Annotated in this window: 15 protein-coding genes; 10 read left to right on the forward strand and 5 right to left on the reverse strand. The window is 55.9% G+C overall.

The features are described 5' to 3' along the window. Window positions 1-15 precede the first annotated feature (15 nt). Window positions 16-1,008 (forward strand): RNA polymerase sigma factor RpoS, encoded by a 993-nt coding sequence (gene rpoS, locus LCS67_RS04565; RefSeq protein WP_000081498.1) that lies wholly within the window; start codon window positions 16-18, stop codon window positions 1,006-1,008. A gap of 44 nt (window positions 1,009-1,052) precedes the next feature. On the opposite strand, the gene LCS67_RS04570 is transcribed toward rpoS, so the two are convergent. Genes LCS67_RS04570 through LCS67_RS04580 form a run of 3 tightly spaced genes read right to left on the reverse strand, consistent with a single transcriptional unit; the run spans window position 1,053 to window position 3,320 of the window. After that, window positions 1,053-1,289: a non-oxidative hydroxyarylic acid decarboxylases subunit D gene (locus LCS67_RS04570; protein ID WP_000562964.1), complete on the reverse strand. Its 237-nt coding sequence runs from the start codon at window positions 1,287-1,289 to the stop codon at window positions 1,053-1,055. 10 nt (window positions 1,290-1,299) lie between these two features. Further along, a complete protein-coding gene (locus tag LCS67_RS04575; RefSeq protein WP_000863168.1) occupies window positions 1,300-2,727 on the reverse strand; it encodes a non-oxidative hydroxyarylic acid decarboxylases subunit C in 1,428 nt (475 codons plus the stop codon). Continuing rightward, window positions 2,727-3,320 (reverse strand): non-oxidative hydroxyarylic acid decarboxylases subunit B, encoded by a 594-nt coding sequence (locus LCS67_RS04580; RefSeq protein WP_001237180.1) that lies wholly within the window; start codon window positions 3,318-3,320, stop codon window positions 2,727-2,729. The genes LCS67_RS04575 and LCS67_RS04580 overlap by 1 nt, the downstream gene beginning before the upstream one ends. Before the next feature lie 170 nt (window positions 3,321-3,490). Here LCS67_RS04580 and LCS67_RS04585 point away from each other — a divergent pair, with 170 nt between their 5' ends. Next, window positions 3,491-3,895: a MarR family winged helix-turn-helix transcriptional regulator gene (locus LCS67_RS04585; RefSeq protein ID WP_000423338.1), complete on the forward strand. Its 405-nt coding sequence runs from the start codon at window positions 3,491-3,493 to the stop codon at window positions 3,893-3,895. An 18-nt stretch (window positions 3,896-3,913) separates the two neighbouring features. Here LCS67_RS04585 and ygbI read toward each other — a convergent pair whose 3' ends face one another. Continuing rightward, window positions 3,914-4,678 (reverse strand): DNA-binding transcriptional repressor YgbI, encoded by a 765-nt coding sequence (gene ygbI, locus LCS67_RS04590; RefSeq protein WP_000613179.1) that lies wholly within the window; start codon window positions 4,676-4,678, stop codon window positions 3,914-3,916. A 196-nt stretch (window positions 4,679-4,874) separates the two neighbouring features. Here ygbI and ltnD point away from each other — a divergent pair, with 196 nt between their 5' ends. Genes ltnD through LCS67_RS04620 form a run of 6 tightly spaced genes read left to right on the forward strand, consistent with a single transcriptional unit; the run spans window position 4,875 to window position 10,953 of the window. Further along, window positions 4,875-5,798 (forward strand): L-threonate dehydrogenase, encoded by a 924-nt coding sequence (gene ltnD, locus LCS67_RS04595; protein ID WP_031569601.1) that lies wholly within the window; start codon window positions 4,875-4,877, stop codon window positions 5,796-5,798. Continuing rightward, window positions 5,792-7,054: a 3-oxo-tetronate kinase gene (gene otnK, locus LCS67_RS04600; protein ID WP_000912482.1), complete on the forward strand. Its 1,263-nt coding sequence runs from the start codon at window positions 5,792-5,794 to the stop codon at window positions 7,052-7,054. The genes ltnD and otnK overlap by 7 nt, the downstream gene beginning before the upstream one ends. Beyond that, window positions 7,051-7,689: an aldolase gene (locus LCS67_RS04605; protein ID WP_000153636.1), complete on the forward strand. Its 639-nt coding sequence runs from the start codon at window positions 7,051-7,053 to the stop codon at window positions 7,687-7,689. Before otnK ends, LCS67_RS04605 begins: the two co-directional genes overlap by 4 nt. Window positions 7,690-7,693: 4 nt before the next feature. Further along, the gene (locus LCS67_RS04610; protein ID WP_001136899.1) at window positions 7,694-8,470 is read left to right on the forward strand and encodes an HPr family phosphocarrier protein; all 777 of its coding nucleotides are present in this window, start codon (window positions 7,694-7,696) and stop codon (window positions 8,468-8,470) included. Between the two features lie 39 nt (window positions 8,471-8,509). Continuing rightward, on the forward strand, window positions 8,510-9,460 hold the full coding sequence (denD, locus tag LCS67_RS04615) for a D-erythronate dehydrogenase (protein ID WP_001165727.1): 951 nt from the start codon (window positions 8,510-8,512) through the stop codon (window positions 9,458-9,460). Next, window positions 9,457-10,953 (forward strand): GntP family permease, encoded by a 1,497-nt coding sequence (locus tag LCS67_RS04620; RefSeq protein WP_000202725.1) that lies wholly within the window; start codon window positions 9,457-9,459, stop codon window positions 10,951-10,953. Before denD ends, LCS67_RS04620 begins: the two co-directional genes overlap by 4 nt. A 41-nt stretch (window positions 10,954-10,994) precedes the next feature. On the opposite strand, the gene LCS67_RS04625 is transcribed toward LCS67_RS04620, so the two are convergent. Next, window positions 10,995-11,927, reverse strand: coding sequence for a LysR family transcriptional regulator (locus LCS67_RS04625; RefSeq protein ID WP_000216299.1), 933 nt, complete (start codon window positions 11,925-11,927; stop codon window positions 10,995-10,997). A gap of 87 nt (window positions 11,928-12,014) precedes the next feature. Here LCS67_RS04625 and LCS67_RS04630 point away from each other — a divergent pair, with 87 nt between their 5' ends. Both LCS67_RS04630 and LCS67_RS04635 read left to right on the forward strand, forming a co-directional pair. After that, window positions 12,015-13,223 carry an MFS transporter gene (locus LCS67_RS04630; protein ID WP_000222387.1) on the forward strand — a complete coding sequence of 403 codons (1,209 nt, stop codon included), beginning with the start codon at window positions 12,015-12,017 and terminating at the stop codon, window positions 13,221-13,223. Further along, window positions 13,220-13,600, forward strand: coding sequence for a DUF4440 domain-containing protein (locus tag LCS67_RS04635; protein WP_001070466.1), 381 nt, complete (start codon window positions 13,220-13,222; stop codon window positions 13,598-13,600). The genes LCS67_RS04630 and LCS67_RS04635 overlap by 4 nt, the downstream gene beginning before the upstream one ends. The last annotated feature ends 51 nt before the right edge of the window (window positions 13,601-13,651 follow it).

Genomic DNA, 13,651 nt, shown 5'->3' on the forward strand with positions numbered 1-13,651 from the left:
GGTAGGAGCCACCTTATGAGTCAGAATACGCTGAAAGTTCATGATTTAAATGAAGACGCGGAATTTGATGAGAACGGAGTAGAGGCTTTTGACGAAAAAGCCTTGAGTGAAGAGGAACCCAGTGATAACGACCTGGCTGAAGAAGAGCTGTTATCGCAAGGGGCCACACAGCGTGTGTTGGACGCGACTCAGCTTTACCTTGGTGAGATTGGGTATTCACCACTGTTAACAGCCGAAGAAGAAGTCTATTTTGCGCGTCGCGCACTGCGTGGAGATGTCGCTTCTCGCCGTCGCATGATTGAGAGTAACCTGCGTCTGGTGGTAAAAATTGCCCGCCGTTATGGCAATCGTGGACTGGCGTTGCTGGACCTGATTGAAGAGGGCAACCTGGGGCTTATCCGTGCAGTCGAGAAGTTTGACCCGGAACGCGGGTTCCGCTTCTCAACATACGCAACCTGGTGGATTCGCCAGACAATCGAACGGGCGATTATGAACCAAACCCGTACGATTCGCTTGCCGATTCACATTGTTAAAGAGCTGAACGTATACCTGCGCACCGCACGTGAGTTGTCGCATAAACTGGACCACGAACCGAGTGCGGAAGAAATTGCAGAGCAACTGGATAAACCGGTTGATGACGTCAGCCGTATGCTTCGTCTCAACGAGCGCATTACCTCGGTAGACACCCCGCTGGGCGGTGATTCCGAAAAAGCGTTGCTGGACATCCTGGCCGATGAAAAAGAGAACGGTCCGGAAGACACCACGCAAGATGACGATATGAAACAGAGCATCGTCAAATGGTTGTTCGAACTGAACGCCAAACAGCGTGAAGTGCTGGCGCGCCGTTTCGGTCTGCTGGGATATGAAGCTGCGACACTGGAAGATGTAGGCCGTGAAATCGGTCTTACGCGTGAACGTGTTCGTCAGATTCAGGTTGAAGGCCTGCGCCGTCTGCGCGAAATTCTGCAGACGCAGGGGCTGAATATCGAAGCGCTGTTCCGCGAGTAAGTACCCTTGTCAAAAAAAGGCCAGTCGACAGACTGGCCTTTTTTTTACCGTTTGTCTTCTGCCAGCAACGGCGGGATACTCGGCACCATTGGCGCGTCATCAATATCTTTTTGCGTCATGCGAAACGCTTGTGGATAGTGTTCGCGGCTGGTACGGCGTAACGGTTCGGTATCGCGCCAGGTATACAGACAATGCTGACACTGATATACCGTCCAGACTCCTTTTACCGGCGAAGTCGCCATGAGTTCAATATGTGCATCGGCACAGCGTGGACAAATCATCGGTTGCTCCTTATTTACGGTTGGCCAGCATGGCGGTCAGCTTTTCAGCCCAGGCTTTAGTTTCCGGTAAATCAACAACCGGCTGGCTATAGTGACCACGGTTATCTGGCGCAACCGGCGTGGTGGCGTCAATGATCAGCTTGTCGGTAATCCCCGCCGGGCTTGAGCCCGGATCCAGTTCCAGGACGGACATATTCGGTAGCTGTACCAGATCGCCTGCCGGATTCACTTTCGACGACAACGCCCACATCACCTGTGGCAGATTGAATGGATCGACATCTTCATCGACCATGATCACCATCTTCACATATCCCAGACCGTGCGGCGTCGTCATCGCTCGCAGGCCCACCGCACGGGCAAAGCCGCCGTAGCGTTTTTTGGTTGAGATGATGGCCAGCAGGCCGTGGGTGTACATGGCGTTTACCGCCTGCACTTCCGGAAATTCGGCTTTCAACTGTTGATACAGTGGCACGCAGGTCGCCGGCCCCATCAGGTAGTCGATTTCCGTCCACGGCATCCCCAAATAGAGCGATTCAAAAATGGGTTTGCTGCGGTAAGAGACCTTATCGATACGCACCACGGTCATGTTGCGACCGCCGGAATAGTGGCCGGTAAATTCGCCGAACGGTCCTTCAATTTCACGTTTACGGCTTTCGATGACCCCTTCAAGAATGACTTCAGATCCCCACGGCACATCAAAACCGGTCAGCGGCGCGGTGGCGATAGGATAGGGGCTTTCACGCAGCGCGCCTGCCATTTCATACTCTGACTGATCGTATTTCAGCGGCGTTGCGCCCATCAGGGTAATGATCGGATCGTTACCCAACGTGATCGCAATCGGCAGATCTTCGCCACGCTCTTCAGCTTTGTGCAGGTGCAATGCGATATCATGCATCGGCACTGGTTGCAGACCCAGCTTACGCTTGCCTTTAACTTCCATACGGTAGATACCGACATTCTGCTTGCCGAAGTTATCGGGATCGAGCGGATCGCGTGATACCACACAGGCTTTATCCAGATAGAATCCGCCGTCGCCGTCGTTCAGACGAAACAGCGGCAGGATATCAAACAGGTTGATTGCGTCGCCGTCGACGGTATTTTCCGCCCAGCCCGGATTCGCCCGTCGTTCCGGTGCTACCGGAAAATTGTCCCAGCGGCGAATAAATTCATCGATCTGTTTTTTAACCGGCGTGTTAGGCGGCAAACCCAGTGAGATGGCATGGTTCTGCCAGGAACCGATGGTATTCATCGCCACGCGGGCGTCGGTAAAACCACGAATATTGTCAAACCACAGCGCGGGCGCGCCATCGCCGATTCGTCCCGTTGCGTTGGCAGCGGCGGCGAGATCCGGCTCCGCATTCACTTCCTCGCTGATTTTCAGCAGTTGTCCCTGCTGATCCAGCGCATGTAAAAAACTGCGCAAATCATCAAATGCCATTATCCATTCTCCTGTGAAAAATTTGCTGCCTGTCGCAGTCCTTGCCAGCGACGCGCGCGCGTATGCTCCAGACCAAACTGGTCGAGAACGCGCGCTACGATGTGCTGGATAATATCGTCAACGGTTTGCGGCAGGTTGTAGAACGCGGGCATGGGCGGCACTATCGCCACCCCCATACGAGAAAGCGCAAGCATGTTTTCCAGATGAATCGTGCTGAGCGGCATTTCCCGCGGTACAAGCACCAGCTTGCGACCCTCTTTCAACACGACATCGGCAGCGCGTCCCACCAGCCCCTCGGCATAGCCGGCGCGAACTCCCGCCAGTGTTTTCATACTGCAGGGGATAATAATCATGCCGTCGGTACGAAATGAGCCGGAGGAAATGGTCGCCGCCTGATCGGCCGGGCTATGACAATAATCTGCCAGGGCGGCTACCTCAGCGGGCGTGTAGGGCGTCTCCAGTTCAATAGTGGTTTTCGCCCACTTTGACATCACCAGATGCGTTTCAACATCAGGTATCGCCCGCAATGCCTGGAGTAGCTCGACGCCAAGCGGCGCGCCGGTCGCACCGGTCATCCCCACAATCAATCTCATTTCTTACCTCAAATATCGTTCGTATACGAACATTTTGATCAAAATACGCCCACACGGCCTTTACGACAAGATCGCTCCCGACGCCTGCGCACGTTTAGCTAAAGCATTCGTCATTAAAAAACCGTGCATAAGTCGTTATGATAGAAAAAGTTAATTTATCCGGAGCGCTCATGGAGTTACGAAACACCGCGTTTCATCTGTTACGCCAACTTTTTCAGCAACATACCGCACGCTGGCAGCATGAACTACCGGAGCTCACCAAACCTCAATATGCGGTGATGCGCGTTATTGCTGAACATCCGGGTATTGAACAGGTCGATCTGACCGAAGCGGCGGTTAGCACTAAAGCGACGCTGGCGGAGATGTTAAGCCGGATGGAAAATCGTGGGCTGGTAAAGCGAGAAAACGATCCGCTGGATAAACGCCGGCGTTTTGTCTATCTCACCGTTCAGGGCCAAACGTTGCTCGCCGCCGCGATACCACTGGGGGATCGCGTTGACGATGAATTTTTGGGGCGACTGAGCGCTGAAGAACGCGAACAGTTTACGCAACTGGTACGCAAGATGATGACGTAAGCGGCTTGCGCCGCTTCGCTATTGTTTGGCCATCAGCAGTGAGATATCCACTTTGGCCAGCGCCCGAATTGCGCTTTCCGGCAGGCCGTCATCGGTGACGATTTGGTTGAATTCCGCCAGCGGTAACGCCAGCCATGTAGCGACCTGGCCGTATTTGGTCGCGTCGCACACCAGAATTTTTTGGCGGCTGGCGCTGGCGACGGCCCGTTTCACCGTGACTTTATCTTCTGCCGGCGTTGAAATACCGCGCACGCTCCAGGAAGAGGCGGAAATAAAGGCCTGGTCAATCATCAACCCGCGCAAGAGCGTCGCCGCGGCTTCACCGACGCACGACCGGTTTTCCCGGCATACCGCCCCGCCAGTGTGAATAATTGTGCAATCGCTATTGTCCATCAGGTAATCGGCGATAACGAAATCATTCGTCACCACCGTAAGTTTATTCATCGTAACCAGCTGCCTGGCAATCGCCAGCGTGGTAGTACCTGCATCAAGGTAGATACAGCTTTCTGGCTGTACCAGGCTGGCGGCCAGTTTGCCAATCGCCGCTTTCTGCGGCGTCGCCAGTTCGGTTTTGATCTGATGCGAGGGCTCGTGCGCCACGCGAGTCGATGATTGCACGCCGCCAGAGACCTGGATTACCGCGCCTTGCTGCTCCAGTTTTTGTAAATCACGGCGGATAGTCATGTGGGATACATGCATGCGCTCGGTCAGCTCAGCGATACTGACGATGCCTTTCTCCGCCACCATATCAAGAATGATTTGTCGACGCTCAGTAGGTATCAACGTCTGCTCCTTTCTTTAGTCCTGTCGCGATTTTACGCGATTTCTCGTCACAGCGTGTGAAGTTCTATGAGGATTGCCTTCACAAAAAATAACACATTTTGTTATTTTTTGTGAAACAACTCACCGCAATTGTTTACAAAAACGCCTATATTCACATAACAAAACATAATATCACGTAAATTAACATGGAGTGATAATGACAACAGGAACTGATTTTCATGTCGGCATTGTGGGGCTTGGCTCAATGGGAATGGGCGCTGCGCGTTCATGCCTGCGCGCCGGGCTTTCCACATGGGGGGCCGATCTTAACCCGCAAGCGTGCGCGAATCTTCTTGCTGAAGGGGCTTGTGGGGCTGCCGCCAGCGCCAGGGAGTTCGCCGGCGTCGTGGATGCGTTAGTCATTCTGGTCGTCAATGCCGCCCAGGTCAGACAGGTGTTATTCGGTGAGGATGGCGCCGCCCATCTGATGAAACCCGGAAGCGCGGTGATGGTTTCGTCCACGATCTCAAGCGCCGACGCGCAAGAGATCGCCGCGGCGTTGACGGCATTGAATCTTAACATGCTGGATGCGCCGGTTTCCGGCGGCGCGGTAAAAGCGGCGCAGGGCGAAATGACGGTGATGGCCTCCGGGAGCGAGGCGGCGTTTACCCGCCTGAAGCCTGTGCTGGAGGCCGTTGCCAGCAACGTTTATCGCATCAGCGATACGCCGGGCGCAGGTTCAACCGTCAAAATCATTCATCAACTGCTGGCTGGCGTGCATATTGCGGCGGCGGCCGAAGCGATGGCGCTGGCCGCGCGGGCCGGTATTCCTCTGGACGTGATGTATGACGTCGTGACCCATGCCGCCGGCAACTCCTGGATGTTCGAAAACCGTATGCAGCATGTCGTTGACGGCGACTATACCCCGCGTTCGGCCGTCGACATTTTTGTCAAAGATTTGGGGCTGGTTGCCGACACGGCGAAAGCGCTGCGCTTCCCCTTACCGCTGGCCTCTACGGCGTTAAATATGTTCACCAGCGCCAGTAACGCCGGTTATGGCAAAGAGGATGACAGCGCTGTGATCAAAATTTTCTCGGGGATTACTCTGCCTGGCGTCACGCCTGAGGAGCCGTCATGTTAAAAATTGGCGTCATTGCCGATGATTTTACCGGCGCGACCGACATCGCCAGTTTTCTGGTCGAAAACGGGATGCCGACAGTGCAGATCAATGATGTCCCAACCGGGACGCAACCGGAAGGATGCGACGCGGTGGTTATCAGCCTGAAAACCCGCTCATGCCCGGCGCAAGAGGCGATAAAACAATCGCTGGCGGCGCTGGTATGGCTGAAAAAACAGGGCTGCCAGCAAGTCTATTTCAAATATTGCTCGACTTTCGATAGTACCGCCGAAGGCAATATCGGCCCGGTCACCGATGCGCTGATGGTGGCGCTGGATACCTTATTTACCGTGATTTCTCCCGCGCTGCCGGTTAACGGACGCACGGTTTATCAGGGCTATCTGTTTGTCATGAACCACTTGCTGGCGGAGTCCGGTATGCGCCACCACCCTATCAATCCGATGACCGACAGCTACCTGCCGCGTCTGATGGAAGCGCAGGCGCAAGGGCGCTGCGGCGTTATTCCGGCTCAGACGCTTGATGAAGGCGTTGCCGCGACCCGTGCGGCGCTGTCGCGTTTACAGCAGGAAGGATATCGCTACGCGGTACTTGACGCGCTCAATGAGCGGCACCTGGAAATTCAGGGCGAGGTTTTGCGTGATGCCCTGCTGGTGACCGGCGGTTCCGGGATGGCAATGGGGCTGGCGCGTCAGTGGGCGAAGCACGGCGTTTCTCAGGCCCGTTCCGCAGGCTATCCGCTGAGCGGTCGCGCGGTGGTGCTTTCCGGTTCCTGTTCGCAAATGACGAATCAGCAGGTGGCCTTCTATCGACAACATGCTCCCACACGCGACGTTGATGTGGCGCGCTGCCTGTCATCCGAGACGCGCGAGGCCTACGCTGAAGCGCTGGCGCAGTGGGTGCTCAGTCAGGACAGCGAACTGGCGCCAATGATTAGCGCCACCGCCTCCACGCAGGCGCTGGCCGCCATCCAGCAGCAATATGGCGCTACTGAAGCCAGCCATGCGGTAGAGGCGCTCTTTTCCCTGCTGGCCGCTCGCTTAGCGGAAGGCGGTATCACCCGGTTTATCGTGGCGGGCGGCGAAACCTCGGGCGTGGTGACGCAAAGCCTCGGTATTACCGGTTTTCACATCGGACCGTGCATTTCACCCGGCGTGCCGTGGGTCAACGCGCTCCATGCGCCAGTCTCGCTGGCGCTAAAGTCAGGTAATTTTGGCGATGAATCCTTTTTCATCCGCGCTCAAAGGGAGTTTCAGGTATGACGATACTGGCAAAAGAAGAGCACGCTTTGCGAGAAGAGATGGTCAGGATAGCCGCCTCGTTTTTCCAGCGCGGCTATGCCACCGGCTCGGCAGGCAACCTCTCGCTGTTACTGCCGGACGGCAATATTCTGGCGACGCCCACCGGTTCGTGTCTGGGTAATCTCGACCCGCAGCGGCTATCCAAAGTGGACCCGCAGGGCGAATGGCTCAGCGGCGATAAACCGTCTAAAGAGGTGCGTTTTCATCTGGCGTTGTATCGCAATAATCCTTGCTGCAAGGCCGTGGTACATCTGCACAGCACCTGGTCAACGGCGCTTTCCTGTCTCGAAGGGCTGGACCCGCAAAATGTGATTCGCCCGTTTACCCCCTATGTGGTGATGCGGATGGGAGACATTCCGCTGGTTCCCTACTATCGCCCGGGGGATGACCGAATTGCTCGCGATTTGGCTGCGCTGGCGGCCCGGCATCAGGCCTTTTTACTGGCTAATCATGGGCCGGTCGTGTGCGGGGAGAATTTGCAGGAAGCCGCTAATAATACCGAGGAGCTGGAAGAGACGGCAAAGCTGATTTTTATCCTTGGCGAACGCCCGATTCGTTATTTAACCACCGAAGAAATTGCGCAGTTAAGGAGATAACCCGATGCCGCGTTTTGCCGCCAATTTGTCGATGATGTTTACCGAAGTGCCGTTTATCGAGCGTTTTGCCGCTGCTGCCGAAGCCGGTTTTCAGGCCGTTGAGTTTCTGTTCCCCTACGGCTTTGCCGCCAGCGAGATTAAAGCCCAGCTATCGCGTCATGATCTGACGCTGGCGCTGTTTAATACTTCGGCGGGTGATACCGCGGCGGGCGAGTGGGGACGTGCCGCGCTACCGGGGCGCGAACACGACGCGCGCGCCGATATCGATCTGGCTCTGGAATACGCTCTGGCGCTGGAATGCGAGCAGGTTCACATCATGGCGGGTGTAGTGCCGGATGGCGCTGATGGCGCACGTTATCGCGCCACGTTTATCGATAATTTGCGTTATGCCGCCGACCGGTTTGCCGCCCACGATAAACGTATTTTGATCGAAGCGCTGAGTCCTGGCGTTAAACCCGGCTACCTCTTTTCCAGCCAATATCAGGCGCTGGGCATCGCAGAAGAGGTTGACCGTCCGAATGTGTTCATCCAGCTCGACACTTTCCACGCGCAAAAAGTGGATGGCAATTTGAGTCACCTGATTCGCGAGTACGCGGGCCGCTATGCCCATGTACAAATCGCCTCGCTACCGGACAGACATGAACCGGATGATGGTGAGATCAACTACCCGTGGCTGTTCCGGCTGTTCGATGACGTAGGTTATCGCGGCTGGATAGGCTGCGAATACCAACCACGGAATACCACGCAGGACGGGCTTGGCTGGTTTAACGCCTGGCGCTAACCCTGAACTACCCTACACAACAATAAAGAGGACATCCGGATGCAGATTATCATTACTGGCGGGGGCGGCTTTTTAGGCCAGAAACTCGCAAGCGCCTTATTAAACTCATCGCTGGCGTTTAACGAACTGCTTCTTGTTGATTTAAAAATGCCTGCGCGGTTATCAGACTCCCCACGTTTACGCTGTCTGGAGGCTGACTTAACCCAGCCGGGCGTGCTGGAGAATGTGATTACCGCTAATACCTCTGTTGTTTATCATCTCGCTGCGATTGTCAGCAGCCATGCGGAAGACGATTTCGATCTGGGATGGAAAGTTAACCTGGATCTTACCCGCCAGTTACTTGAGGCGTGTCGTCGGCAACCGCAGAAAATTCGTTTTGTCTTCTCCAGCTCGCTTGCCGTTTATGGCGGTACGCTGCCGGAATGCGTCACCGATACCACCGCGCTCACGCCGCGCTCGTCTTATGGCGCGCAGAAGGCTGCCTGTGAACTGTTGGTCAACGACTATACCCGCAAAGGCTATGTGGATGGGCTGGCGCTGCGTTTGCCGACGATCTGTGTTCGCCCGGGTAAACCAAACCGCGCCGCTTCTTCTTTTGTCAGTGCGATTATTCGTGAACCGTTGCAGGGCGAGACGACCATCTGCCCGGTGTCGGAAAGTTTGCGGCTGTGGATTTCCAGCCCGGCGACGGTGATCCATAACCTGTCGCTGGCCGCAACGTTACCCGCGCCTGGCGAGGCGAGCAGCATCAACTTACCGGGGATCAGCGTAACCGTGGGCGAGATGCTGGAAACGTTGCGTCAGGCGGGCGGTCAGGCGGCGCGCGATCGGGTTACGCATCAGCGCGACGAAGGCGTCGAGAAAATTGTCGCCTCCTGGCCGGGACGTATCGATAACCAGCGTGCGCTGGCGTTAGGTTTTGTCGCCGATAAACGCTTCGATGACATTATCGAACGCTTTCGACAAGATGATATGGAGGGGAGGTCATGACAAGTTTACCGACCCCAATTATCGGCCTGATCGTTGCCGTTTTCGTTCTGGTATGGCTGGTGTTACGCACCCGTGTTCATGCGCTGATCGCGATGCTGGCGGCGGCCTGTATCGCCGGTCTGTTGGGGGGAATGGGCATTGATAAAACGCTCTCTGTCATCACCAGCGGATTCGGTACGACGCTGGGCAGCATTGGCCTGGTGATTGGTCTCGGCGTAATGATGGGGCGCTTGCTGGAGGTTTCCGGCGCGGCGGAGCGTATCGCCTGGAGCTTTATCAAATGGCTGGGGAAACGCCGTGAAGAGTGGGCGCTGGCGATCACGGGTTATATTGTCAGCATTCCCATTTTCGTCGATTCCGCTTTTGTCATTCTTTATCCGGTGGCGAAAGCGCTGGCGAAAAGCGGTAAACGTTCGCTACTGACGCTGGGCGTCGCGCTGGCGGGCGGGCTGGTGGTCACTCACCATACGGTACCTCCCACGCCAGGCCCGCTGGGGGTAGCCGGGATTTTTAACGTCGACATCGGCGCAATGTTATTGACCGGGATGGCGCTGGCGGTGCCCTGTGTGATCGGCATTGTGTTCTATGCGCAGTGGCTGGATAAACGCTACCCTGATTTCGTGCCGCGCACGCTGAACGCCGATGAAGTCAATGCCGCGCTGGAGCAGTACAATAAAGAGAAAGAGCAAAAGGATCTGCCGAGCCTGACGCTCTCTCTGCTGCCTATTGTGGTGCCGATCGTGCTGATCTTCCTGAAGGCTATCTGTTCCACCCTCGCCACTGTAGAAGGATGGTCCGGCCTGGCGACGCATCCGGTGGTACAGGCAATCAACTTTGTGGGAAGTCCAGTGATCGCGTTGGCCATCAGCGTTCTGCTGGCGGTGTATACGCTGGTGCCGCGCATGGATAAACATACCACCGCAGAGCGTCTGGAAGAGGGCTTGCAAAGCGCCGGGATTATCTTACTGGTCACGGGCGCTGGCGGCGCGTTGGGCGCGATCCTGCGCGACAGCGGCGCGGGGCAACAGCTGGCGGAGCAGGTTGCCAACCTGCCGATCTCGCCGATCCTGATCCCGTTTATCGTGGCGACGCTGGTACGCCTGATTCAGGGATCGGGGACGGTGGCGATGATCACTGCCGCCTCGATTTCCGCGCCGATCCTGGCGCAGATCCCCGGCATCAATATGTTGCTTGCCGCTCAGGCCGCAACGATGGGGTCGCTGTTCTTCGGCTACTTCAACGATAGCCTGTTCTGGGTGGTTAACCGCATGATGGGCGTCTCTGATGTCAAACAGCAGATGGTGGTTTGGTCTGTACCGACGACCATTGCCTGGGCGATTGGCGGCACCGGCGTGGCGCTGATTAACCTGCTGTTTGGTTCCGGCGGCAGTTGGCTCGATCCGTTACTGCCGATCGTCGTTCTGGCGGCAATTATGCTGTGGGTGCGTTGGCAGGCGCAGGGGATCAAAGACAAGCTGGTAGTTAAGGATTAAGACGGTATTATCCGTCCGGGAGCGCAATGCTCCCGGACTGGCTACGATGATGGGGCGTGCTCCCCGCAATCCCATTGCGAACGTAAAAAATCAATAAATGCGCGTACTTTTGTCGATACATGGCGGGCGTCGGGGTAAACGGCATAAATGCCCTGACGGGGAAAATGATAGTCGGGTAACACGTGAATTAACGTTCCATCCTCCAGTGCGGTGTTGACTAACCATTGCGGCAGTAATGCGACGCCGCTTCCCGCGAGAGCGAAGGCCATCAGCGAGCGCGCGCTGTCGACAGAAATTTTGCCGGCTTTGCTTATCTCCAGGCGTGAGTGTTGGCCATGATTATTCGTTACTGTCCACCGTAGCGGCGTAGGTAATCGCTCATGAATAATCCATTCCGCATGGGCCAACGACTCCAGTGACGACACGGGGTGGCGGGCGAGCCACTGCGGCGCGGCGACCGGCAGAATGGTAAAGCGGGATATCAGCGCGGCGCGATAGCGGGAGTCCGCCAGCGAGCCAAGCCGAATCGCCACATCAAAGCGCTCGGCAATTAAATCGGCATGATGTGATGAGGACATATGCCGAATACGGAGATCGGGATGGCGCTGACTAAACTGCGCCAGTACCGGAATGACCACCTGTTCGCCAAACTCGGGCGTAGTGGTAATACGTAACTCGCCGCCCAGCCCACTATGGCTGGCACGCACTTCATCCTGCAAATTTTTCGCTGCATTGAGTAAATTCACGCCTTTTTGGTAAAAGAGGACGCCGGCGTCTGTGAGCGTCAGTCGTCGGGTGGAACGTAGCAGTAACGTTACGCCAAGCTCTTTTTCAAGCTGCCGAATATTAAAACTCACTACCGCTTTTGTTTGGCCCGATGCGGCCGCCGCCGCCGTGAAGCTGCCGCTATCTACCACGGCGATAAACAGCGACATACGCTGCAAATTGAGCATGGCGAGCTCCTTTACTGTCAAAATTATTTTGACAGTATATCGTTGAAGCGCGGACTTATCTGGCTTTCTCCGGACGGCTACATTAGCGCCTCTGACGGAGGATGCATAATGACGTATCGCAGTAAAGTGGCAGTGGTTTACCTGCTCGGCTTCTTTCTTGATCTGATTAATCTGTTTATTGCCAGCGTGGCTTTTCCTGCGATGTCCGTGGATCTGCATACGTCCATATCGGCGCTGGCATGGGTGAGTAACGGTTATATCGCAGGATTAACGCTGATCATTCCGTTTAGCGCGTTTCTTGCGCGTTATCTTGGCGCTCGACGGCTGATCATATTTTCGCTCATCCTGTTTAGCGTTGCCGCCGCTGCCGCAGGTTTTGCCGATTCCTTACACAGCCTTGTTTTCTGGCGTATTGTGCAGGGGGCGGGCGGTGGCTTATTGATCCCGGTTGGTCAGGCGTTAACCTGGCAACAGTTTAAACCGCATGAACGCGCTGGCGTGTCATCGGTTGTCATGATGGTGGCGCTACTGGCGCCGGCATGTTCGCCTGCGATTGGCGGGCTGCTGGTGGAAACGTGGGGCTGGCGCTGGATATTCTTTGCCACGCTGCCGGTGGCCGTTCTCACTTTATTGCTCGCTTATCGTTGGCTGAACGCCGCGCCGACGACAATGGCGTCAGCAAGATTGCTCCATCTGCCGTTGTTGATGGACAAGCTGCTGCGTTTTGCCATGATCGTCTATCTGTGTGTGCCGGGTATGTTCATTGGTATCAGCGTGGTCGGGATGTTTTATCTACAGAACGTCGCGCAGTTATCGCCTGCGGCGGCGGGGTCGCTGATGCTCCCCTGGTCGATCGCTTCATTTGTCGCCATTATGCTTACCGCACGTTACTTCAATCGGCTTGGGCCGCGTCCGCTGATTATCGTCGGCTGTCTTCTTCAGGCCGCAGGGATACTGCTTTTAACTAACGTTACGCCTGCGACATCGCACCGTGTACTGATGATGATATTCGCCTTAATGGGCGCTGGCGGCAGTTTGTGCAGCAGTACCGCGCAGAGTGGCGCTTTCCTGACTATTGCTCGCCGGGACATGCCTGACGCCAGCGCGCTATGGAATCTTAATCGTCAGATCAGCTTTTTCCTTGGCGCGACGCTGTTGACGCTGCTGTTAAATGCGCTCCAGCGCGTTATGTCGCTTGAGGTTGCTTATCGCTGGACCTTTATTGCCGCCGCCGGTATCACCCTGCTGCCCCTTATTTACGCTGTCTGTCTAAACAATAGACAGGCACTTCTGTGCCTGAAAAAGGAAAGATCATGAATCCATATAAAGATGAAATTATTCACGCCCATGCGGCGATTGAGAGCTGGCTTAGTAAGGGGATGGGTAGCCTGGAGGCGTTGATAGCGCGTTTCGCTGCTGATTTTACGATGATAACGCCAGGCGGTGTTTGTCTGGATTATCCGGCGCTCGGCGCTTTTTTCCAGGCGCAGCGCGGGTGTCGCCCGGGGCTGGTTATCGTGGTTGAGCATATTGACCTTGTGGCGGAGTGGCCGGAAGGCGCCGCGCTGCGTTATCGTGAGCGACAGCAACTGCCGGGCCAGGCTGAGACGGTACGCTGGTCGACGGTCATTTTAAAAAGGGAAAGAGGACGGATAGTCTGGCGTCATTTACATGAAACGACAGTCACAGCCTGAAAAGCCTGTTCCGGCGCGTGGGCCCGATAACGCGCCGCTATCGGGCCCGAC

Source organism: Salmonella sp. A7 (assembly GCF_020181675.1).
In the GTDB taxonomy this organism is placed as follows: domain Bacteria; phylum Pseudomonadota; class Gammaproteobacteria; order Enterobacterales; family Enterobacteriaceae; genus Salmonella; species Salmonella enterica.

Bases quoted from the DNA above. Each gene is read 5' to 3' on its own strand.
- LCS67_RS04575 (WP_000863168.1), bottom strand. From the start codon at position 2,727: ATGGCATTTGATGATTTGCGCAGTTTTTTACATGCGCTGGATCAGCAG.
- LCS67_RS04610 (WP_001136899.1), top strand. From the start codon at position 7,694: ATGCCGCGTTTTGCCGCCAATTTGTCGATGATGTTTACCGAAGTGCCG.
- LCS67_RS04585 (WP_000423338.1), top strand. From the start codon at position 3,491: ATGGAGTTACGAAACACCGCGTTTCATCTGTTACGCCAACTTTTTCAG.
- LCS67_RS04635 (WP_001070466.1), top strand. From the start codon at position 13,220: ATGAATCCATATAAAGATGAAATTATTCACGCCCATGCGGCGATTGAG.
- LCS67_RS04630 (WP_000222387.1), top strand. From the start codon at position 12,015: ATGACGTATCGCAGTAAAGTGGCAGTGGTTTACCTGCTCGGCTTCTTT.
- denD (WP_001165727.1), top strand. From the start codon at position 8,510: ATGCAGATTATCATTACTGGCGGGGGCGGCTTTTTAGGCCAGAAACTC.
- LCS67_RS04620 (WP_000202725.1), top strand. From the start codon at position 9,457: ATGACAAGTTTACCGACCCCAATTATCGGCCTGATCGTTGCCGTTTTC.
- LCS67_RS04580 (WP_001237180.1), bottom strand. From the start codon at position 3,320: ATGAGATTGATTGTGGGGATGACCGGTGCGACCGGCGCGCCGCTTGGC.
- otnK (WP_000912482.1), top strand. From the start codon at position 5,792: ATGTTAAAAATTGGCGTCATTGCCGATGATTTTACCGGCGCGACCGAC.
- ltnD (WP_031569601.1), top strand. From the start codon at position 4,875: ATGACAACAGGAACTGATTTTCATGTCGGCATTGTGGGGCTTGGCTCA.
- rpoS (WP_000081498.1), top strand. From the start codon at position 16: ATGAGTCAGAATACGCTGAAAGTTCATGATTTAAATGAAGACGCGGAA.
- LCS67_RS04570 (WP_000562964.1), bottom strand. From the start codon at position 1,289: ATGATTTGTCCACGCTGTGCCGATGCACATATTGAACTCATGGCGACT.
- LCS67_RS04605 (WP_000153636.1), top strand. From the start codon at position 7,051: ATGACGATACTGGCAAAAGAAGAGCACGCTTTGCGAGAAGAGATGGTC.